Consider the following 16,524-nt stretch of genomic DNA (forward strand, 5'->3'; position numbering starts at 1 on the left):
ACACTTCTCACGTCTGGGCCGGAGAGCGTGCGACTGCGCCCGGCCCGCCCTCCTCCGGTGGCGCCGCCGACCCCCGTGCGCATGTGTGTCGGACCCCTCGCTAGAGTGGCCCGTGTCAACGGAACCCCTTACCGGCCCGTCCGGTACCGAGAGATAAGCGAGCTACACAGATGTTCTCGAAAGTTCTCGTGGCGAACCGCGGAGAGATCGCGGTCCGTGCATTCCGAGCGGCATTCGAACTGGGCGCCCGCACCGTCGCGGTCTTCCCGTACGAGGACCGCAACTCCGAACACCGACTCAAGGCCGACGAGGCCTACCTGATCGGCGAGAAGGGCCACCCGGTCCGCGCCTACCTCGACGTCGAGGAGATCATCCGTGTGGCCAAGGAGTCCGGCGCCGACGCCGTGTACCCCGGCTACGGCTTCCTCTCGGAGAACCCCGATCTCGCCCGCGCCTGCGCGGAAAACGGAATCACCTTCATCGGTCCGGCCGCCGACGTCCTCGAGATGGCCGGCAACAAGGTCCAGGCCCTCGAGTCCGCACGTCGGGCCGGGGTGCCCACCCTGTCCTCGACCCGCGCCTCGGCGGACATCGACCAGCTGCTGGCCGACGCCGAGGGCATCGAGTACCCCCTCTTCGTCAAGGCCGTCGCCGGTGGTGGCGGCCGCGGCATGCGCCGGGTCGACACGCAGGACGCGCTCGTCGACGCCCTCAAGGCCGCCATGCGGGAGGCCGAGGGTGCCTTCGGCGATCCGACGGTCTTCATCGAGCAGGCGGTGCAGCGCCCCCGCCACATCGAGGTCCAGGTCCTCGCGGACAACGACGCGAACGCCGTCCACCTCTTCGAGCGCGACTGCTCGATCCAGCGGCGTCACCAGAAGGTCGTCGAGATCGCACCGGCCCCGCACCTGGAGCCCGAGGTCGCCCAGGCACTCCGGGAAGACGCCCTGAAGTTCGCTCGCGCGATCGGTTATCAGAACGCCGGCACCGTCGAGTTCCTCCTGGAGACCGAGGGGCCGCGGGCCGGCAAGCACGCCTTCATCGAGATGAACCCGCGGATCCAGGTCGAGCACACCGTCACCGAGGAGGTGACGGACGTCGACCTCGTCCAGTCCCAGATGCGGATCGCCGGTGGGGCGAGCCTGGCTGAGCTCGGGTTCACCCAGGAGTCCCTCCACATCAAGGGTGCGGCACTCCAGTGCCGCATCACGACCGAGGACCCGGGCAATTCCTTCCGTCCCGACACCGGCGTCATCACCGCCTACCGGTCCGCCGGTGGCGCGGGTGTGCGTCTGGACGGCGGCACGGTCTACGCGGGCGCGGAGGTCTCCGCCCACTTCGACTCCATGCTCGTGAAGTGCACGACCCGCGGCCGTGACTTCGGCCAGGCCGTCGCCCGTGCCTCGCGTGCCCTCGCCGAGTTCCGCATCCGCGGTGTCTCGACGAACATCGGCTTCCTCCGCGCCGTCCTGGAGGACCCCTCCTTCGTCGCCGGGGACATCTCGACGAAGTTCATCGAGGAGCGCCCGCACCTGCTCGAGGCCAAGGTCGGCGCCGACCGCGGTTCCAAGCTCCTGGAGTACCTGGCCGACGTCACCGTCAACAAGCCCCACGGCGAGTCGCCGGTGTCCCTGCGCCCGCGCACCAAGCTGCCGGCCACCGACACCGCCGCCGAGGCGCCCGCCGGTTCCCGGCAGCAGCTCCAGGAAACCGGCCCCGAGGGCTGGGCCCGCGCGCTGCGCGAGCGGGCCTCGCTCGCGGTGACGGACACGACCTTCCGTGACGCGCACCAGTCCCTGCTCGCCACCCGGGTCCGCACCAAGGACCTGCTGGCCATCGCCCCGCACGTCGCCCGGCTCACGCCGGAACTCCTGAGCGTCGAGGCCTGGGGCGGCGCCACCTACGACGTCGCGCTGCGCTTCCTCGGGGAGGACCCCTGGGAGCGGCTGGCCGCCCTGCGTGAGGCGATGCCCAACCAGGCGATCCAGATGCTGCTGCGCGGCCGGAACACCGTCGGCTACACCCCCTACCCGACGAAGGTGACCTCCGCCTTCGTCGAGGAGGCCGCCGCCACCGGAGTCGACGTCTTCCGCATCTTCGACGCCCTCAACGACGTCGAGCAGGTGCGTCCGGCGATCGAGGCGGTCCGCGCCACCGGTTCGACGGTCGCGGAGGTCGCCCTGTGCTACACCTCCGACCTCTCGGACCCGGCGGAACCCCTCTACACGCTCGACTACTACCTCGGCCTCGCCGAGAAGATCGTGCAGGCCGGCGCCCACGTGCTCGCCGTCAAGGACATGGCCGGCCTCCTGCGCCCGGCCGCCGCGACGACTCTCGTGACGGCCCTGCGGAAGGAGTTCGACCTCCCGGTCCACGTGCACACACACGACACCGCCGGTGGCCAGCTCGCCACCCTGCTCGCCGCCTCGGCCGCGGGTGCCGATGCGGTCGACGCCGCCTCGGCCTCGATGGCCGGCACCACGAGCCAGCCCTCGCTCTCGGCCCTCGTCGCCGCCCTCGAACACACCGACCGGGACACCGGACTGTCCCTGGCGAACGTCCAGGACATGGAGCCCTACTGGGAGGCCGTGCGCAACGTCTACGCACCCTTCGAGTCGGGTCTGCCCGGCCCGACCGGTCGTGTCTACCGCCACGAGATCCCCGGCGGACAGCTCTCCAACCTGCGCCAGCAGGCCGTGGCCCTGGGCCTCGGGGAGAAGTTCGAGGAGATCGAGAAGATGTACGAGGCGGCCGACCGCATCCTCGGTCACCTCGTGAAGGTCACCCCCTCCTCGAAGGTCGTCGGCGACCTGGCCCTCCATCTCGTCGCCGTCGGGGCCGACCCGGCCGAGTTCGCCGAGAACCCGCAGAGCTTCGACATCCCGGACTCCGTCATCGGGTTCCTCTCCGGTGACCTCGGTGATCCGCCCGGTGGCTGGCCGGAGCCCTTCCGCACGAAGGCCCTGGCCGGACGTCACGCCAAGCCGGCCGTCGAGGACCTCGCCGCGAGCGACTCCGCCCTGCTCGACGCACCGGGCCGCACCCGTCAGGAGACCCTCAACCGGCTGCTGTTCCCGGCCCCCACGAAGGAGTTCCAGCGCGTCCGCGAGGCCTACGGCGACCTGTCCGTCCTCGAGACGCAGGACTACCTGTACGGCCTCACCGAGGGTGAGGAGCACGGGGTGAGCATCGACAAGGGCAAGACCCTCATCGTCGGTGTCCAGGCCGTCGGAGCGCCGGACGAGCGTGGTATGCGTTCGGTCATGTGCACGCTCAACGGCCAGCTGCGTCCGCTCTCGGTCCGCGACCGGTCGATCGAGGTCGACGTCGCGACCGCCGAGCGCGCCGACACCGCGCAGCCCGGTCACGTCCCGAGCCCCTTCGCCGGTGTCGTCACCCTCCAGGTGGCCGTCGGTGACCGGGTGGAGGTCGGCCAGACCGTCGCGACGATCGAGGCGATGAAGATGGAGGCCTCGATCACGGCGCCGGTCGCGGGAACCGTCTCGCGCCTGGCGATCGGCCCGGTCCAGCAGCTCGAGGGCGGCGACCTCGTGGTCGTCGTCGAGGAGTGAGCGGGAACCGTGACCGTCAGGGACATCCGTCTCTTCGGTGATCCCGTGTTGAAGACCGTGACCGATCCGGTCACGGTCTTCGACCGGGCCCTCCGCGTGCTCGTCGAGGATCTGTTGGAGACGACGGACATGGACGGGCGCGCGGGGGTCGCGGCCACCCAGATCGGTTCGACCAAGCGGGTCTTCGCCTGGCACATCGACGGGGAGACCGGGTACGTGGTCAACCCCGAGCTGGTGGCCACCGGTGGGGAACTGATCGAGGACGGACCGGAGGGGTGCCTGTCGGTGCCCGGCCTGTCCTTCCCCACTCCGCGGTGGTCACGGGCCACGGTGCACGGCGTGGACGTCGACAACGAACCCGTGGAGATCTCCGGCGAGGGACTCATGGCCCGTATGCTCCAACACGAGACCGATCACCTCGACGGGCTGTTGTACCTCGACCGCCTGCGCCCGGACACGCGGCGGACCGCACTGCGCGCCGTGAGACGCTCGGACTGGTTCTGAGAAGTTACCGGTACGATTGGACACAGGAAAGCCCGCGGACCGCGGGCACGTCAGACCCACACCTGACCTCCCGAAAGGGGAACACATGAGCATTGCACGAGTCGGCGTCGTCGGCGCCGGGATCATGGGCGCCGGGATCGCAGAGGTCCTCGCCCGGTCGGGCCTCGACGTCGTCGTCCGGGAGATCTCGGAGACGGCCCTGGAAGCCGGACGGACCCGCGTGACGAAGTCCCTGGAGAAGGGTGCGTCCCGCGGCAAGCTCTCGGCCGAGGACAAGGAGGCCGCACTCGGCAGGCTCACCTTCACGACCGAGCTGAAGGACATGGCCGACCGGCAGCTCGTCATCGAGGCGGCGAGCGAGAACGAGGACATCAAGAAGGCGATCTTCGCCGAGCTCGACGAGTACGTGACGGACCCGGACGCGATCCTCGCCTCGAACACCTCGTCGATGCCGATCATCCGGTTCGCCCAGGCCACCCGTCGCGCCGAGCGCGTGCTGGGTCTGCACTTCTTCAACCCGGCGCCCGTCCAGTCGCTCGTCGAGGTCGTGCCGTCGGTCATCACGGATCCGGCCGTCGTCGACGAGATCGAGGCCTTCGCCTCCGAGGCGCTCGGCAAGAAGCCGATCCGCTCGGACGACCGTCCCGGCTTCATCGTCAACGCACTGCTGGTGCCCTACCTGTTCTCGGCGATCCGCATGCTCGAGGACGGCCACGCCTCGAAGGAGGACATCGACGCCGGTATGGTCAACGGCTGCGCCCACCCCATGGGTCCCTTCGCCCTGACCGACACCGTCGGCCTCGACACCTGCCTGGCGATCGGGGAGTCGATGTACTCCGAGACCGGTGATCCGGCGCACAAGCCGCCGCTGCTGCTCAGCCGCATGGTCGACGCCGGCCTGCTCGGCCGCAAGACCGGCCGCGGGTTCTACACCTACTGAATCCGACGCCGCCTTAAGCCCCGGCACCCCACCGCTGGAGCTCGACGCCGCTCAACGATCCCGGCCCGTTGAGTCCTTCCGGCCCCCTGAGATGCGCATCTCAGGGGGCCGAAAGGATTCAGCGGGCCGGGATCGTCCGGGGGCTGGGTCAGCCCTCGGCGAGGAGCTTCTCGCAGGCGGCCAACCGGACGCAGGCGGCCAGGCCCTCGGTCGCGGTGCGGACGTCGGCCAGGCCCGGCATCGTCGGCGCGATGCGGATGATCGCGTCGTCGGGGTCGACACCGTAGGGGTGCGTGGCGCCGGCAGGGGTGAGCTTGACGCCCGCCTCGGCCGCGAGCTTGACGACCCGGGAGGCGATCCCCGGCAACACGGCGAGCGTGATGAAGTAGCCACCCTTCGGCGAGGTCCACTCGGCCACGCCGGTGCCCGACAGCTGCGTGCCGAGGATCTCCTCGACGGCGTCGAACTTGGGCCCGATGAGCGCGGCGTGACGCTCCATGTGGGCGCGGACACCGGCAGCGTCACCGAAGAAGCGCAGGTGGCGCAGCTGGTTGACCTTGTCCGGGCCGATGGCGGTGGGTCCCAGGTGGGCGCGGAACCAGTCGACCTCCATGTCGTTCGCCCCGAAGAACCCGACCCCGGCCCCGGCATGGGTGATCTTCGAGGTCGACGCGAAGGTCCACACACGTTCCGGGTGGCCCACCTCGGCGGCGAGCGCGAGCACGTCGAGAAGCTCGGCCTGCGGCTCGCGGAGGTGGTGGAGGCCGTAGGCGTTGTCCCACAGGAGACGGAAGTCCGGTGCTGCGGTCTCCAGGGCCAGGAGCTCCCGGGCGCGGGCCTCGGAGATCGTCACGCCGGTGGGGTTCGAGTACATGGGGACGACCCACATGCCCTTGACGGACGGGTCGGACCCGGCCAGGCGGGCGACCTCGGAGAGGACGGGCCCCTCGGCGTCCATCGGGACGGAGACGAGTTCGAAACCGAGCGATTCGGCGAGCGTGAAGTGACGGTCGTAGCCGGGAACCGGGCACAGGATACGCCGGGGACCAGTGACCCAGGGGGTCGATCCCTCGTTCGTCGTCCCGTGCAGCAGCGCGAAGGTGAGCGCCTGCCCCATGAGCACGAGCGAACTGTTGCCCTGCGCGAGCAGGTTGCCCGCCGGGACCTTGAGCAGTTCCCCGAACATCTCACGGAGTTCCGGCAGCCCGTCGAGGCCGCCGTAGTTGCGGGTGTCGGTCCCGGCCGGGGAGGTGTAGGAGTCACCGGTCACGGCCGTGAGCAGGTCGGCGGAGAGGTCGAGCTGGTCGGTCCCGGGCTTGCCCCGGGTGATGTCGAGTGCGAGGCCGCGGGACGCGAAGTCCTGGTAGGCGGCATGGGCGCGGTCGAGTTCTGCCTCGAGGTCCGTCCGCGACAGGGACGCAAGGGGAATCGTCATGGTGAATATCCTAGGACCGTGACCCTTCCCGCCGCCGACCCCACCCCCGTCGTCTCCTGCCCACGTGCCCGTCGGCTCGCCCGCCGGGTCCTGCTCGGGGTGGCGCTCGGCGGTCTGGTCGGGCTCCTCGCGTTCGGCTCGGTCCTCGGTCTGTTCCCCACGGTCTCGGGGTTCGTGCACCTCACGGCCCTGCGCACGGCCACAGCCGGTGGGGTCGGGGCCCTCGCGCTGCTCGCTCTGCTCCTCGTCGTTCTCCTGCTCCGCCGTGGGCGTCGCTCCGCCGCCGTCCTCCTGTCCGCCGGCGGGCTCACCGCACTCCTCCTGTGCCTCGCGGTGCTCGCCGGGCAGGTGGGCCGGGGATTCGCCGCCGAGGCGCCCTCCCGTCCTCCTGCCCCTGCGGTCGGGGAGACCCTGCGGGTCGTCACGGCGAACGTGTACTACCGGTCGGACGCCTATCGGGACTTCCTCGCCGCCGAGCTGCGGGCCGGTGCCGATGTCGTCGGTCTGCAGGAGGCGGACGAATCCGTGGCACGGGACGTGCTCGCCGATCTCGTCGCCACGGGCAGGGCCGCTGCGGGCGACTGGCACGTCTTCACCTCGGATCCGGTCGGGGCGGACGGGGTGGCGTCGACCTCGGCCTCGGTCCTCCTGGTCGCCGACCACCTGGAGCCGGTCGGGATGGACCCTGCGACCCTGCCGTTCTCCGCGGCCGGTGCGCACACCCGGCTGGGACCGGTCGTCACGGTGCACACCCACGCCCCCGTCCAACGGTCCCTCGTCCAGACGGAGTGGGCCCGGACGGTCGGCGAGAACGCCGGTCTGTGCCGGGCGGGCACCGGGTCACTCGTCCTCGGGGACTTCAACGCGACGGTCGACCATCGCTCGCTCACGGAGGCCACGGACTGCGTGAACGCGGCCGCGCGGGTCGGCGGCGACGGCACGGACCGGGTCGGTACGGGCCGGGACGGCGGGGGTGTGCCGATGCTCGCGTACGGGACGTGGCCGGCGGACCTTCCGGGGTGGACGGGTGCGCGGATCGACCACCTGCTCGTCGATCCGGACGCCTACACGACCCGTTCGGCAGCGGTGCTCGACGTCCCGGGCTCCGACCACCGGGCACTGCGCTTCGATCTTGCCCTGAAGTCCGATCCGTCGGTGGGGTGAGAGATCACCTCGGTGCTCCGACGACACGGTGTTCCGACGACAGGGTGGGTCTTCCCCGGCGGGCCCCGGGGTGATGTGATGAACCCATGACTGCTTCGACCTCCGCCCCCTCGACGGGTCTGCCCCGGTACGAGGAGGCCTCCGTCCGTGACCAGATCCGCGTGCTCATGGAGGCCTTCGGTGCCTCGCCGACCACCGTCTCCATCGCCACCGACGTCATGTACGACACGGACCTGTCCGGTATCGACTCCCACGGCATCTCGATGCTCCCGCACTACGCCCAGGCGATCCGTGACGGGCAGTTGGACGCGGCGGCCGATCCCCGGGTCGTACGCGACACGGGTGCCGTCGTCCTCGTCGACGGGGAGCGCGGGTTCGGCCACCCGGCCGGGCACCTGGCGATGACGGAGGCGATCGCGAAGGCGCGGACCTTCGGCGTGGGGACGGCGAACGTCACCCGGACCAACCACTACGGGGCGGCCGGGTACTACGCCCGGATGGCCGCGGAGCAGGGACTCGTCGGGCTGTCGGTGTGCTCGACCAAGTACGCGCTCCAGACCCCGACGGGGGCCAGGGCCCCCCTCATGGGCACGAACCCCATCGCCTTCGCCTGCCCCGTCGCAGGGGAGGAACCGGTGGTCGTCGACATGTCGACCTCGGTCGTCCCGCTCAACAAGGTGAAGGTCTACGACCTCAAGGACGCGCCGCTCCCGGCCGACTGGGTGCTCGACGACACCGGCACGCCGGTCCACGACGCGGCGGCGGCGATGGCCGGGCTCACGGCCCACGACGGGTCCCACGGCCTCCTGCCCCTCGGTGGGGCCGGGGTTCTCGGGGGCGGCCACAAGGGGTACGCGCTCGCGACGATGGTCCAACTGCTCGGGGCGGGGCTCGCCGGGGCCGACCAACCCGGTGACACCGAGGGCTACCAGTCGATCGGCTACTTCTTCCTCGCCATCGACCCGGAGATCGTCAACCCCGGCGGCGTCACCCCGGCCTACGCCAAGGAACTGCGGGACACCCTGCGCGGCATGGACCCGGTCGACCCGGACCGGCCCGTGCAGGTCGCCGGCGACCCCGAGCACGCCGAACGGGCCCGGCGCCGGGTCGAGGGCATCCCGCTGTCGGACTCCCTCGTCGGCCAGATCCGTGCCCTCTGCACGGACTTCTCCGCTCCCGAGGTGCTCCGGGAGCCGTCCGGTCCCGCGGGCGGGGCATGAGGCCACGGATCACCCCGGAGAAGGCCCGCGTCCACGGGCGTGCCTTCGGGCAGGAGGCCGACCGGTACGACCGGGTGCGCCCCGGGTACCCGGACACGGCCGTCGAGGCGCTCCTGGACGGCCTGCCGGAGGCTCCCCGGGTCCTCGACCTCGGGGCTGGGACGGGGAAACTCAGCGGGCACCTCGTGAGCGCGCTGGAGAGACGGCGTGCGCCGGAGGGACGGGGTGAGCACGGGATGTGGGGTGAGCACGGGGCCGGCACGGTCGTGGCCGTCGATCCGGACGCGGCGGCCCTGCAGCGCAACCCTGCCGCCGAGGTGCACGTCGGGACGGGGGAGGAGATCCCTCTGCCGGACGCCTCGGTCGACCTCGTGACGATCGCGCAGGCCTGGCACTGGATGGAGCCCGCTGCGACCTGCCGGGAGGTTCACCGGGTGCTCGTGCCCGGCGGACGGCTGGCGATCCTCGTGAACCAGCTCGACGTACGGGAACCTTGGGTGCACCGGCTGAGCCGGATCATGCACGCCGGGGACGTCTACCGGCCCGCCTGGCGTCCGGAGGTGGGCGAGGGGTTCAGCGCCGTCGAGGCGGCGACGACGGCCTTCACCCAGCCGATGACGACGGCCGACCTCGTCGACCTCGCGGCGACCCGGTCCTACTGGTTGCGCTCCGGGGAGGCGACCCGGCAGAAGGTCGCGGACAACCTGCGCTGGTACCTGGAGGAGCACCTGGGCCACCACCCGGAGACGGTGCTCGACCTGCCCTACCTGTGTCTGCGCTACACGACGACGAAGGTGTGAGCGCGGGCGGCATCGGGCACCGCGGTGGGCTGCCGGGGGACGGGCGGCGTCGGATTCGAGGTATCAGGACTCGACGGGGACCTTGCGGGCGCGGGCGTCGGAGGAGAACGGGATCGTGAGCGTGAGGACCCCGTCGGTGTGATCGGCGCGGACCGCGGTCGTGTCGATCCGGGGACCGATGGCCAGTTCCCGGACGAATTCCCCGACAGGGCGTTCGCGGGTGACGACTTCGTCGTGTTCCTCCGGGGCCAGGTCGTCGACCCGTCGGACGCGGACCGTGACCCGGCCGTCCCGGACGTCGACGTCGATGTCGTCCGCGCCCACTCCCGGCACGTCGAATCGGGCGATCCAGGCCTCCGGGGTCCGCATGAGGTCCATGGGCACCGCGCGGCGGTCCGTGGGGGCGCGCACCTCCTCGACGACGCTCTCGACCGCACGGACGCCGGCCTGTCCGATCGACCCGACGGTGGAGGTGAAGAGGGAGGTGAGAGGCCCGTTCGCTCGTGTCATACCCTCCAGTGTCCTCCACCGGTGGTAGGAAGGGAACAGGTGGGGGAGCGGACGGACCCACGGACCTGTGCGACGACCTGTGCGACGGGAACGACGGTGTCAGGAACGACCGTGTGATCAGGAACGACCGTGTGATCAGGAACGCCAGTGTGAGGAGGAGGCGGACACGCGATGGGAATCGGTGAGATCGCGCTCGTCCTCGTCCCCGTCGTCGCCTACATGGCCCTCGGGTTCGCGTTGCGCAACACCCACCTGTTCGTCGCCCGGCTGCGGTCCGACCGCGGCGCCGGGGAACCGGCGGGGACCGATGCTTCGGGAACGGGAGCCTATCCCGATGCCTTCTGGGCCGGGGCGGAGAAGCTCGCGTACTTCGTCCTCCTCCCGGCCCTCCTGTTCTCGAACATCGCCGCGGTCGACCTCGGCACCATCCCACTCGGCCGCTATGCGCTCGCCCTGGTGCTGCCCACCCTCGTCGTCACGGGGCTGCTCTTCGGATTGCGGCGGGTCATCACCCCGGACGCCGCGTCCTTCACCTCGGTGCTCCAGGGCGCCATCCGGTTCAACACGTACCTGGGTGTGTCCCTGGCGGTCGGACTCGTCCCGGGGACCGGCGGTGCGCTCGCCGCGATCGTCGGCGCGGTGCTCGTGCCGCTCGTGAATGTCCTCTCGACTCTCGGGTTCGAACTCCTGCTCGTCGACAAGCACTCCTGGCTGGGACTGGCCCGCACGGTGATCCTCAACCCGCTCGTCCTCGCCTGTCTGCTCGGGGCGGGCGTGTCGGTGAGTCCCTGGGGCCTCGGGGGCCCGGTCCTCACGGTCTTCGAGGGCCTCGCTGCGGCCGCCCTGCCGATCGGGCTCATGTGTGTCGGAGCGGGTCTGCGACCCTTCTCGCTCCGTCTGCACGCGGTGGGGCTCCTGGTCGGGTCCCTCGTGAAGATGCTCCTGCTCCCGGCGCTCACCGTCGTGTCGTTCCTGCTCCTCGGCGTGACCGGCGACGCCGCGGTCGTCGGTCTCGTCTTCCAGTCGATCTCGACGGCGAGCAGTGCCTATGTGATGAGCCGTCAGCTGGGTGGGAACGCACCGCTCATGGCCGCGATCATCGCCGCCCAGACGGTCGTCGGGCTGCTGGTGCTCCCCGTCGTCCTCCTGCTCGGGACCGGGGTTCTCGGGATCGGGTGAGGGTGCTCCTGCGTACTCGCCCGTCGCCTCGGCTCGTCGGAGCGGATGCGCGTCCGAGGGGTGGTTCTCCGGGTGATCAGCGCCCGTCGTCGTCCGGGGAGGGCGCCTCGGCGTCGGTGCCACCGGAGGTGGTGTCACCGGTGGTGGTGTCCGCAGGCGAGGGTGCCTCGGCGGCGGATTCCCCAGCGGCGGATTCCCCGGCCATCGCGCGGTAGACCTCGAGGAGCGAGGCCTGCTGGGCGGGGGAGAGGTTGGGGTCGTGGCGGATGGCGGTGATCGTCGCCTCACGGGCGGCGGCGTGGATGTCCGCGGTATCGCGGCCCAGGAGGTCCTCCGGCTCCAGGCCGAGGGTGGTCGCGAGGTTGCGGAGCACCTGCTCGCTCGGACGGCGCAGGCCGTTCTCGATCTGCGAGAGGTAGGGGCCGGAGATCCCGGACATGGTGGCCAGTTGCCGCATGGTGAGGGCCGCGACCTCACGTTGCTGGCGGATGAGGGCACCGAGGGACGGGACGTTCGACATGCCGACCAGTCTATCGGCGCGCGGTCGCGTGCCCGTCGGGGTGTCCTGGCAGGGGCGGTCGGGACCCCGGACCGTGCCCGATCAAGGCCCTGCATGTGACACAGGTCTCCCCGAGGGCCGTCGTCTCCACTAGGGTCCGTACCGAGGCCATCCGCGTCCGGTCGCGGCCGACGCGGGAGTGCACGGACCGCCCACGAGTGGAGGACAGCATGAACACGCCACAGTCCGGACCGGCCGGATCCGACGGACCCCGACCCGAGAAGTCCGCAGGTGACGCGGGCACGCCCGGGACCGACCTCCCCGACCCCCTGGAGGCGATGACGTCGGCCTTCGGTCAGGCGGTTCCCGCCCAGGTCATGGCGCAGGTCGACCCGCTGGGTCTGGGGCCCGCGACCGCGACGGTGCTCGGTCGGGCGGCCACCCACCCGTTCGGGCTGCTCTCGGCGGCGACCCGCCTGGGCCTCGGGACGGCGCAGGCGGCGACCGGGGCGATCGCACGGGCCGCCGGTGTCGAGACCGAGGAGGAGATCTCCCCGGACTCCCGCGACCGCCGCTTCTCCGACCCTGCGTGGACCACGAACCCCGCCTTCTACGCGCTGCGTCAGCAGTACCTGCTCGGCTGCCGGTTCGTCGCCGACGTCCTGGAGACGGGACGCCATGAGGGTGGTGGGGACCTGGCCGACCAGAAGGCGGCCTTCCTGGCCGAACTCGTCACCGAGGCCGCCGCACCCACGAACTACGCGGCGACGAACCCCGAGGCGCTCACCCGGGCCTTCCAGACCGGCGGGACCTCGCTCGTCAAGGGTGCGGCCCACCTGGTCGAGGACCTGGCCGCACGCGGCGGCATGCCCGCCCAGGTCGACGACACGCCGTTCACCCTCGGGGAGAACATGGCCGCGACCGAGGGGCACGTGGTCTTCCGCAACGACCTCATCGAGCTCATCCAGTACAGCCCGCGGACGGAGAAGGTCCGGGCCGTACCGATCCTGTGCAGCCCGCCGTGGATCAACAAGTTCTACGTCATGGACCTCGCCCCGGACCGCAGCCTCGTGCAGTGGGCCGTCGACCACGGGCGGACCGTCTTCATGATCAGCTACCGCGACCCGGACGCCTCGATGCAGTCGCTCACGATGGCCGACTACCTGGAGCAGGGCGTCCTCACCGCCTTCGAGGTGGTCGCGGAGATCGCCGGGGCCAAGAAGATCGACCTGTTGGGCCTGTGCCTGGGCGGCGCCATGGCCTCGATGGCCGCGGCCCACCTGGCGGCCCGGAAGGACACCCGCCTGGTCACGCTCACGACACTCAACACCCTGCTCGACTACTCGGAGCCGGGCCAGTTGGGGATGATGGTCGACGACGAGACCCTCGACCGTCTCAAGGTCCGGATGGAGGCCTCCGGGGGAGTGCTCCCGGCCAAGGACATGGCCACCGCCTTCGACCTCCTGCGGCCGCGTGACCTGGTGTTCCGCTATGTCCCGGGCCGCCGGCTGGGCGTCCTACGGCACCCGCGCTCTCCAGCACGCCCACAACCCGTGGCAGGTCTGGGAGGACGCCGTCCGCTTCTGGGACGTCGCCGGGGCCCGCCCGGAGACCACCTGGTCGACCGAGCACCGCGTCGTGAAGAGCTGGCCGTCCACCCGCCTGCTCGACTTCTCGACCGGTGACACCGCCACGCACCCGACGGTGATCCTGCCGCCGCAGGCCGGTCACCCCTCGACGATCGTCGACTACACCGCGACACAGTCGCAGGTCCGTACGGGTACGGCGGCCGGTCTCGACCGGATGTACGTCCTCGAATGGGTGGCGGCCTCCGAGATCACCGAGCACACGACGATCGAGGACTACGTGGCCGTGCTCGACGAGGTCGTGCAGGAGGTCGGCGGACCGGTCAACCTCGTCGGTGACTGCCAGGGCGGATGGCTCGCGACGATCTACGCGGCCCTGCGCCCGGAGAACGTCGCGACGCTGTCCATCGGTGCCGCCCCCATCGACTTCCATGCCGGACACGGTGCGATCGTCGACTGGATGACCGCCTTCCGGAAGTCCGTCGACGACCCGATGGTCGTCTACCGGTCCCTCGTGAAGGCCGGCCGCGGCGTCCACCGCGGACAGAACCAGCTCGACGGCTTCAAGCTCATGGAGCCGGCCGGCGAGCTGACCCGCCTGGCGGAACTGTGGGCCAACATCGGTGACGAGGCCTACGTCGAGCGCTACACCGACTTCGTGTCCTGGTTCGAGACGACCCAGGACATGCCCGGCGACTTCTACCTGTGGACCGTCGAGCACCTGTTCGTCGACAACGAGGTGGTGGCCGGCACCCTGCAGGTCGGTGGCGAGACCGTCGACCTCGGGAAGATCACCGCGCCGCTCTACCTGCTCGCCGGCACCCGTGACCACATCACCCCGCCGGAGCAGGTGTGGGCGCTCGCCGACCACGCCTCGACCCCGCGCGAGGACGTCCACGCCCGCCTCTTCGAGGCCGGCCACCTGGGCCTGTTCATGGGCCGCAGCTCCCTCCAGGAGCACTGGGGCCCGGTCTTCGGCGACATCGCCGAGTCGACCGCGGCGCGGGCCGCTGAGGCGAAGTCCGCCGAGGCGCCGGAGACCCTGTTCGAGGAGAAGGCCGCTCCCGAGGTGCCCGCTGCCCCGGCGACGACCGCGAAGTCGGCTGCTACCACAAGCACCTCCGCGGAGGCGGCTCCTGCGAAGACGACCCGGACGCGGACCGCGCGGACGACCGGTGCCACCGCCAAGAAGACCACGGCGGCGAAGACGGGCACGGCGCGCGCCTCGGCGTCGAAGACCTCGACCGCGAAGTCCTCGACGACGCGGAAGCCGGCGGCGAAGAAGACGGAGACGGACTCCACGGCGGCAGCGGCGAACAAGCCCGCGCAGAAGGCTCCGGCGAAGCCTGCGGAGACCGAGGGGAAGTGACCCCTTGCGCGTGTTAGCAGCTCTCTGCTAACGTTGCTAACACGCGGAGGGCCCGCCGCGTAGATCCGTACAGTTCGCTCCACCGAGACCACGAGGAGAACATCATGGCCGCACAGAAGCCCGCCGCAGGCGCCCAGAACCCCGCCGACGCCTTCGCACCCCAGTTCGAGGAGGCCGCCACCCGCGTCCGCGACCTCAACGAGAAGCTCATCGAGGCCGCCAAGCAGAACGGCAACGTCTCGCTCGACGTCTACGAGAAGACCCTGGCCGACATGCTGCAGTACTCGCAGAAGACCGCCGACTCCACCGAGGTCGAGTTCATCTCCTCGATCACGAAGGCACACGCCGACTACATCAACTCCGTCACCAAGATCTTCACGGGTATCGCCCGCGACGCCCTCAAGTGACACATCGCCCCTGATGGGGCACCGCCTCCGCAGGAGGCAGCCACGTACGGCCCGTTCCCGGATCTCCGGGGACGGGCTGTCGTCGTGTCCGGGGTCCTAGGCTGGGGGACATGACGATCCGAGTGGACATCTGGTCCGACGTGAACTGCCCGTGGTGCTACATCGGTAAGCGCCGGTTCGAACAGGGGCTGGAACTCTTCCGCTCCGGGGACGAGGGCGCGCCCGAGGTCGAGGTGACCTGGCACGCCTACGTCCTCGATCCCGACCTACCCGACCGCTACGCGGGGTCCGAGGCGGACTACCTGGCCGAACGCAAGGGCATGCCCGCCGAGCAGGTCGCGCAGATGCTCCGCCAGGTCACCGAGGTCGCCGCCGACCTCGGTCTCGACTACGACTTCGACGCGCTCGTGCCGGCGCAGTCCCTCAAGGCGCACTCCCTGGCGAAGGAGGCCGTGCTCCGCGGGGCGGACGCCGGTGAGGTGGAGGAGACACTGTTCTCCGCCCACTTCGTCGAGGGGCGGGCGCTGTCCGAACCTGCGGTCCTGCGTGACCTCGGGGCCCGGTTCGGTCTCGACGCCGCCGCGGTGGACGCGGCGGTGGAGAGCGAGACGATCGCCGGGCTCGTGGAGGACGATCTCGCGACGGCGCGGCGCCTGGGCATCAGTGGGGTGCCGTTCTTCGTGTTCGAACAGAAGTACGGGGTGTCGGGTGCCCAGCCGGCCGAGGTGTTCGCCCAGACCCTGGAGACCGTCGCCCGTGAGGTGCGGGATCAGGAGTCGTCTCGTGACGAATCGCCTGGTGACAGGGGCGCCGCGCCGTCCTGACCGGCCGGGATCCGGATGGTCGGACCCCCGATGGTTGAGGCGTCGATCATTGAGGTCTGGACGACTCAGCGGATGCACAGCCGGTGCCGGGTGTCCTCACCGGAGGGAGTGGAAGGGTGCGGGGCATGAGTACGACAACGACCGCCGTCACCCAGTGGTTGGGGGCGGGTACCGCCGCTGCGGTCATCGCCGCCGGGACGGGGGTCGCGGCCCCCGCTGCACGTATTGCCGTCACCGATCTTCCCGACGACTCCCGGCGCCTCGTCACCGAACTCCTCACCGATCAGGCCCGTTCGGTCGGCGGTTCCCTGGCCGACGCCTTCGTCGCCGATTACGTCGCGGCACTCGACCGCACGTTCGTAGCGGTGAACGAAGGCGCCTCGGGGGCGCACCTGCGGATCACCGGCCCCGCCGTCGAGGTCGACACCGTCCTGGAGGACTCGGAGGACGGGCTGCGGTTCGCCTCGACGGACTTCGTCGACGTGACGATCTGAACGGTCCGGCGACCTGCTGTC

15 protein-coding genes are annotated in these 16,524 nt (G+C 70.8%); 12 read left to right on the forward strand and 3 right to left on the reverse strand.

Annotation, left to right across the window (positions count from 1 at the left end):
- Window positions 1-170 precede the first annotated feature (170 nt).
- The 3 genes from AAD496_RS06040 (at window position 171) to AAD496_RS06050 (ending at window position 5,016) form a co-directional block, all read left to right on the forward strand.
- Window positions 171-3,572: a pyruvate carboxylase gene (locus AAD496_RS06040; protein WP_349827758.1), complete on the forward strand. Its 3,402-nt coding sequence runs from the start codon at window positions 171-173 to the stop codon at window positions 3,570-3,572.
- A 9-nt stretch (window positions 3,573-3,581) separates the two neighbouring features.
- A complete protein-coding gene (def, locus tag AAD496_RS06045) occupies window positions 3,582-4,076 on the forward strand; it encodes a peptide deformylase (protein ID WP_349827759.1) in 495 nt (164 codons plus the stop codon).
- A gap of 85 nt (window positions 4,077-4,161) precedes the next feature.
- The gene (locus AAD496_RS06050) at window positions 4,162-5,016 is read left to right on the forward strand and encodes a 3-hydroxybutyryl-CoA dehydrogenase (RefSeq protein WP_349827760.1); all 855 of its coding nucleotides are present in this window, start codon (window positions 4,162-4,164) and stop codon (window positions 5,014-5,016) included.
- 148 nt (window positions 5,017-5,164) lie between these two features.
- On the opposite strand, the gene AAD496_RS06055 is transcribed toward AAD496_RS06050, so the two are convergent.
- Entirely contained in the window at window positions 5,165-6,451 is a 1,287-nt protein-coding gene (locus AAD496_RS06055) for an aspartate aminotransferase type Ic (RefSeq protein WP_349827761.1), read from the reverse strand.
- An 18-nt stretch (window positions 6,452-6,469) separates the two neighbouring features.
- Between AAD496_RS06055 and AAD496_RS06060 the strand changes: the two genes are divergently transcribed.
- The 3 genes from AAD496_RS06060 to AAD496_RS06070 all read left to right on the forward strand — a co-directional run bounded on the left by AAD496_RS06060 (window position 6,470) and on the right by AAD496_RS06070 (window position 9,635).
- Window positions 6,470-7,615, forward strand: coding sequence for an endonuclease/exonuclease/phosphatase family protein (locus tag AAD496_RS06060; protein ID WP_349827762.1), 1,146 nt, complete (start codon window positions 6,470-6,472; stop codon window positions 7,613-7,615).
- 86 nt (window positions 7,616-7,701) lie between these two features.
- Window positions 7,702-8,835, forward strand: coding sequence for an Ldh family oxidoreductase (locus tag AAD496_RS06065; protein ID WP_349827763.1), 1,134 nt, complete (start codon window positions 7,702-7,704; stop codon window positions 8,833-8,835).
- The gene (locus AAD496_RS06070; protein WP_349827764.1) at window positions 8,832-9,635 is read left to right on the forward strand and encodes a class I SAM-dependent methyltransferase; all 804 of its coding nucleotides are present in this window, start codon (window positions 8,832-8,834) and stop codon (window positions 9,633-9,635) included. Before AAD496_RS06065 ends, AAD496_RS06070 begins: the two co-directional genes overlap by 4 nt.
- A 63-nt stretch (window positions 9,636-9,698) precedes the next feature.
- On the opposite strand, the gene AAD496_RS06075 is transcribed toward AAD496_RS06070, so the two are convergent.
- Window positions 9,699-10,145: an Hsp20/alpha crystallin family protein gene (locus AAD496_RS06075; protein ID WP_349827765.1), complete on the reverse strand. Its 447-nt coding sequence runs from the start codon at window positions 10,143-10,145 to the stop codon at window positions 9,699-9,701.
- A gap of 171 nt (window positions 10,146-10,316) precedes the next feature.
- Here AAD496_RS06075 and AAD496_RS06080 point away from each other — a divergent pair, with 171 nt between their 5' ends.
- Window positions 10,317-11,324: an AEC family transporter gene (locus AAD496_RS06080; protein ID WP_349827766.1), complete on the forward strand. Its 1,008-nt coding sequence runs from the start codon at window positions 10,317-10,319 to the stop codon at window positions 11,322-11,324.
- Between the two features lie 76 nt (window positions 11,325-11,400).
- Here the strand turns inward: AAD496_RS06080 and AAD496_RS06085 are convergent, their stop codons facing one another.
- The gene (locus AAD496_RS06085) at window positions 11,401-11,844 is read right to left on the reverse strand and encodes a helix-turn-helix domain-containing protein (protein ID WP_349827767.1); all 444 of its coding nucleotides are present in this window, start codon (window positions 11,842-11,844) and stop codon (window positions 11,401-11,403) included.
- Between the two features lie 209 nt (window positions 11,845-12,053).
- On the opposite strand from AAD496_RS06085, the gene AAD496_RS06090 reads away from it, so the two are divergent.
- The 5 genes from AAD496_RS06090 to AAD496_RS06110 all read left to right on the forward strand — a co-directional run bounded on the left by AAD496_RS06090 (window position 12,054) and on the right by AAD496_RS06110 (window position 16,503).
- The gene (locus tag AAD496_RS06090; protein WP_349827768.1) at window positions 12,054-13,508 is read left to right on the forward strand and encodes a PHA/PHB synthase family protein; all 1,455 of its coding nucleotides are present in this window, start codon (window positions 12,054-12,056) and stop codon (window positions 13,506-13,508) included.
- Window positions 13,509-13,527: 19 nt separating this feature from the next.
- Complete coding sequence (locus AAD496_RS06095; protein WP_349827806.1) at window positions 13,528-14,778, forward strand: alpha/beta fold hydrolase; 1,251 nt, start codon at window positions 13,528-13,530, stop codon at window positions 14,776-14,778.
- 104 nt (window positions 14,779-14,882) lie between these two features.
- Window positions 14,883-15,185, forward strand: coding sequence for a hypothetical protein (locus tag AAD496_RS06100; RefSeq protein ID WP_349827769.1), 303 nt, complete (start codon window positions 14,883-14,885; stop codon window positions 15,183-15,185).
- Between the two features lie 110 nt (window positions 15,186-15,295).
- Window positions 15,296-16,009: a DsbA family oxidoreductase gene (locus AAD496_RS06105; protein ID WP_349827770.1), complete on the forward strand. Its 714-nt coding sequence runs from the start codon at window positions 15,296-15,298 to the stop codon at window positions 16,007-16,009.
- Window positions 16,010-16,134: 125 nt separating this feature from the next.
- Window positions 16,135-16,503 carry a hypothetical protein gene (locus AAD496_RS06110; RefSeq protein ID WP_349827771.1) on the forward strand — a complete coding sequence of 123 codons (369 nt, stop codon included), beginning with the start codon at window positions 16,135-16,137 and terminating at the stop codon, window positions 16,501-16,503.
- The last annotated feature ends 21 nt before the right edge of the window (window positions 16,504-16,524 follow it).

This window comes from Brevibacterium litoralis (genome assembly GCF_040212315.1).
GTDB lineage: Bacteria > Actinomycetota > Actinomycetes > Actinomycetales > Brevibacteriaceae > Brevibacterium > Brevibacterium litoralis.

Bases quoted from the DNA above. Each gene is read 5' to 3' on its own strand.
- AAD496_RS06100 (WP_349827769.1), top strand. From the start codon at position 14,883: ATGGCCGCACAGAAGCCCGCCGCAGGCGCCCAGAACCCCGCCGACGCC.
- AAD496_RS06105 (WP_349827770.1), top strand. From the start codon at position 15,296: ATGACGATCCGAGTGGACATCTGGTCCGACGTGAACTGCCCGTGGTGC.
- AAD496_RS06070 (WP_349827764.1), top strand. From the start codon at position 8,832: ATGAGGCCACGGATCACCCCGGAGAAGGCCCGCGTCCACGGGCGTGCC.
- AAD496_RS06090 (WP_349827768.1), top strand. From the start codon at position 12,054: ATGAACACGCCACAGTCCGGACCGGCCGGATCCGACGGACCCCGACCC.
- AAD496_RS06080 (WP_349827766.1), top strand. From the start codon at position 10,317: ATGGGAATCGGTGAGATCGCGCTCGTCCTCGTCCCCGTCGTCGCCTAC.
- AAD496_RS06085 (WP_349827767.1), bottom strand. From the start codon at position 11,844: ATGTCGAACGTCCCGTCCCTCGGTGCCCTCATCCGCCAGCAACGTGAG.
- AAD496_RS06050 (WP_349827760.1), top strand. From the start codon at position 4,162: ATGAGCATTGCACGAGTCGGCGTCGTCGGCGCCGGGATCATGGGCGCC.
- AAD496_RS06110 (WP_349827771.1), top strand. From the start codon at position 16,135: ATGAGTACGACAACGACCGCCGTCACCCAGTGGTTGGGGGCGGGTACC.
- AAD496_RS06065 (WP_349827763.1), top strand. From the start codon at position 7,702: ATGACTGCTTCGACCTCCGCCCCCTCGACGGGTCTGCCCCGGTACGAG.
- AAD496_RS06040 (WP_349827758.1), top strand. From the start codon at position 171: ATGTTCTCGAAAGTTCTCGTGGCGAACCGCGGAGAGATCGCGGTCCGT.
- AAD496_RS06055 (WP_349827761.1), bottom strand. From the start codon at position 6,451: ATGACGATTCCCCTTGCGTCCCTGTCGCGGACGGACCTCGAGGCAGAA.
- AAD496_RS06075 (WP_349827765.1), bottom strand. From the start codon at position 10,145: ATGACACGAGCGAACGGGCCTCTCACCTCCCTCTTCACCTCCACCGTC.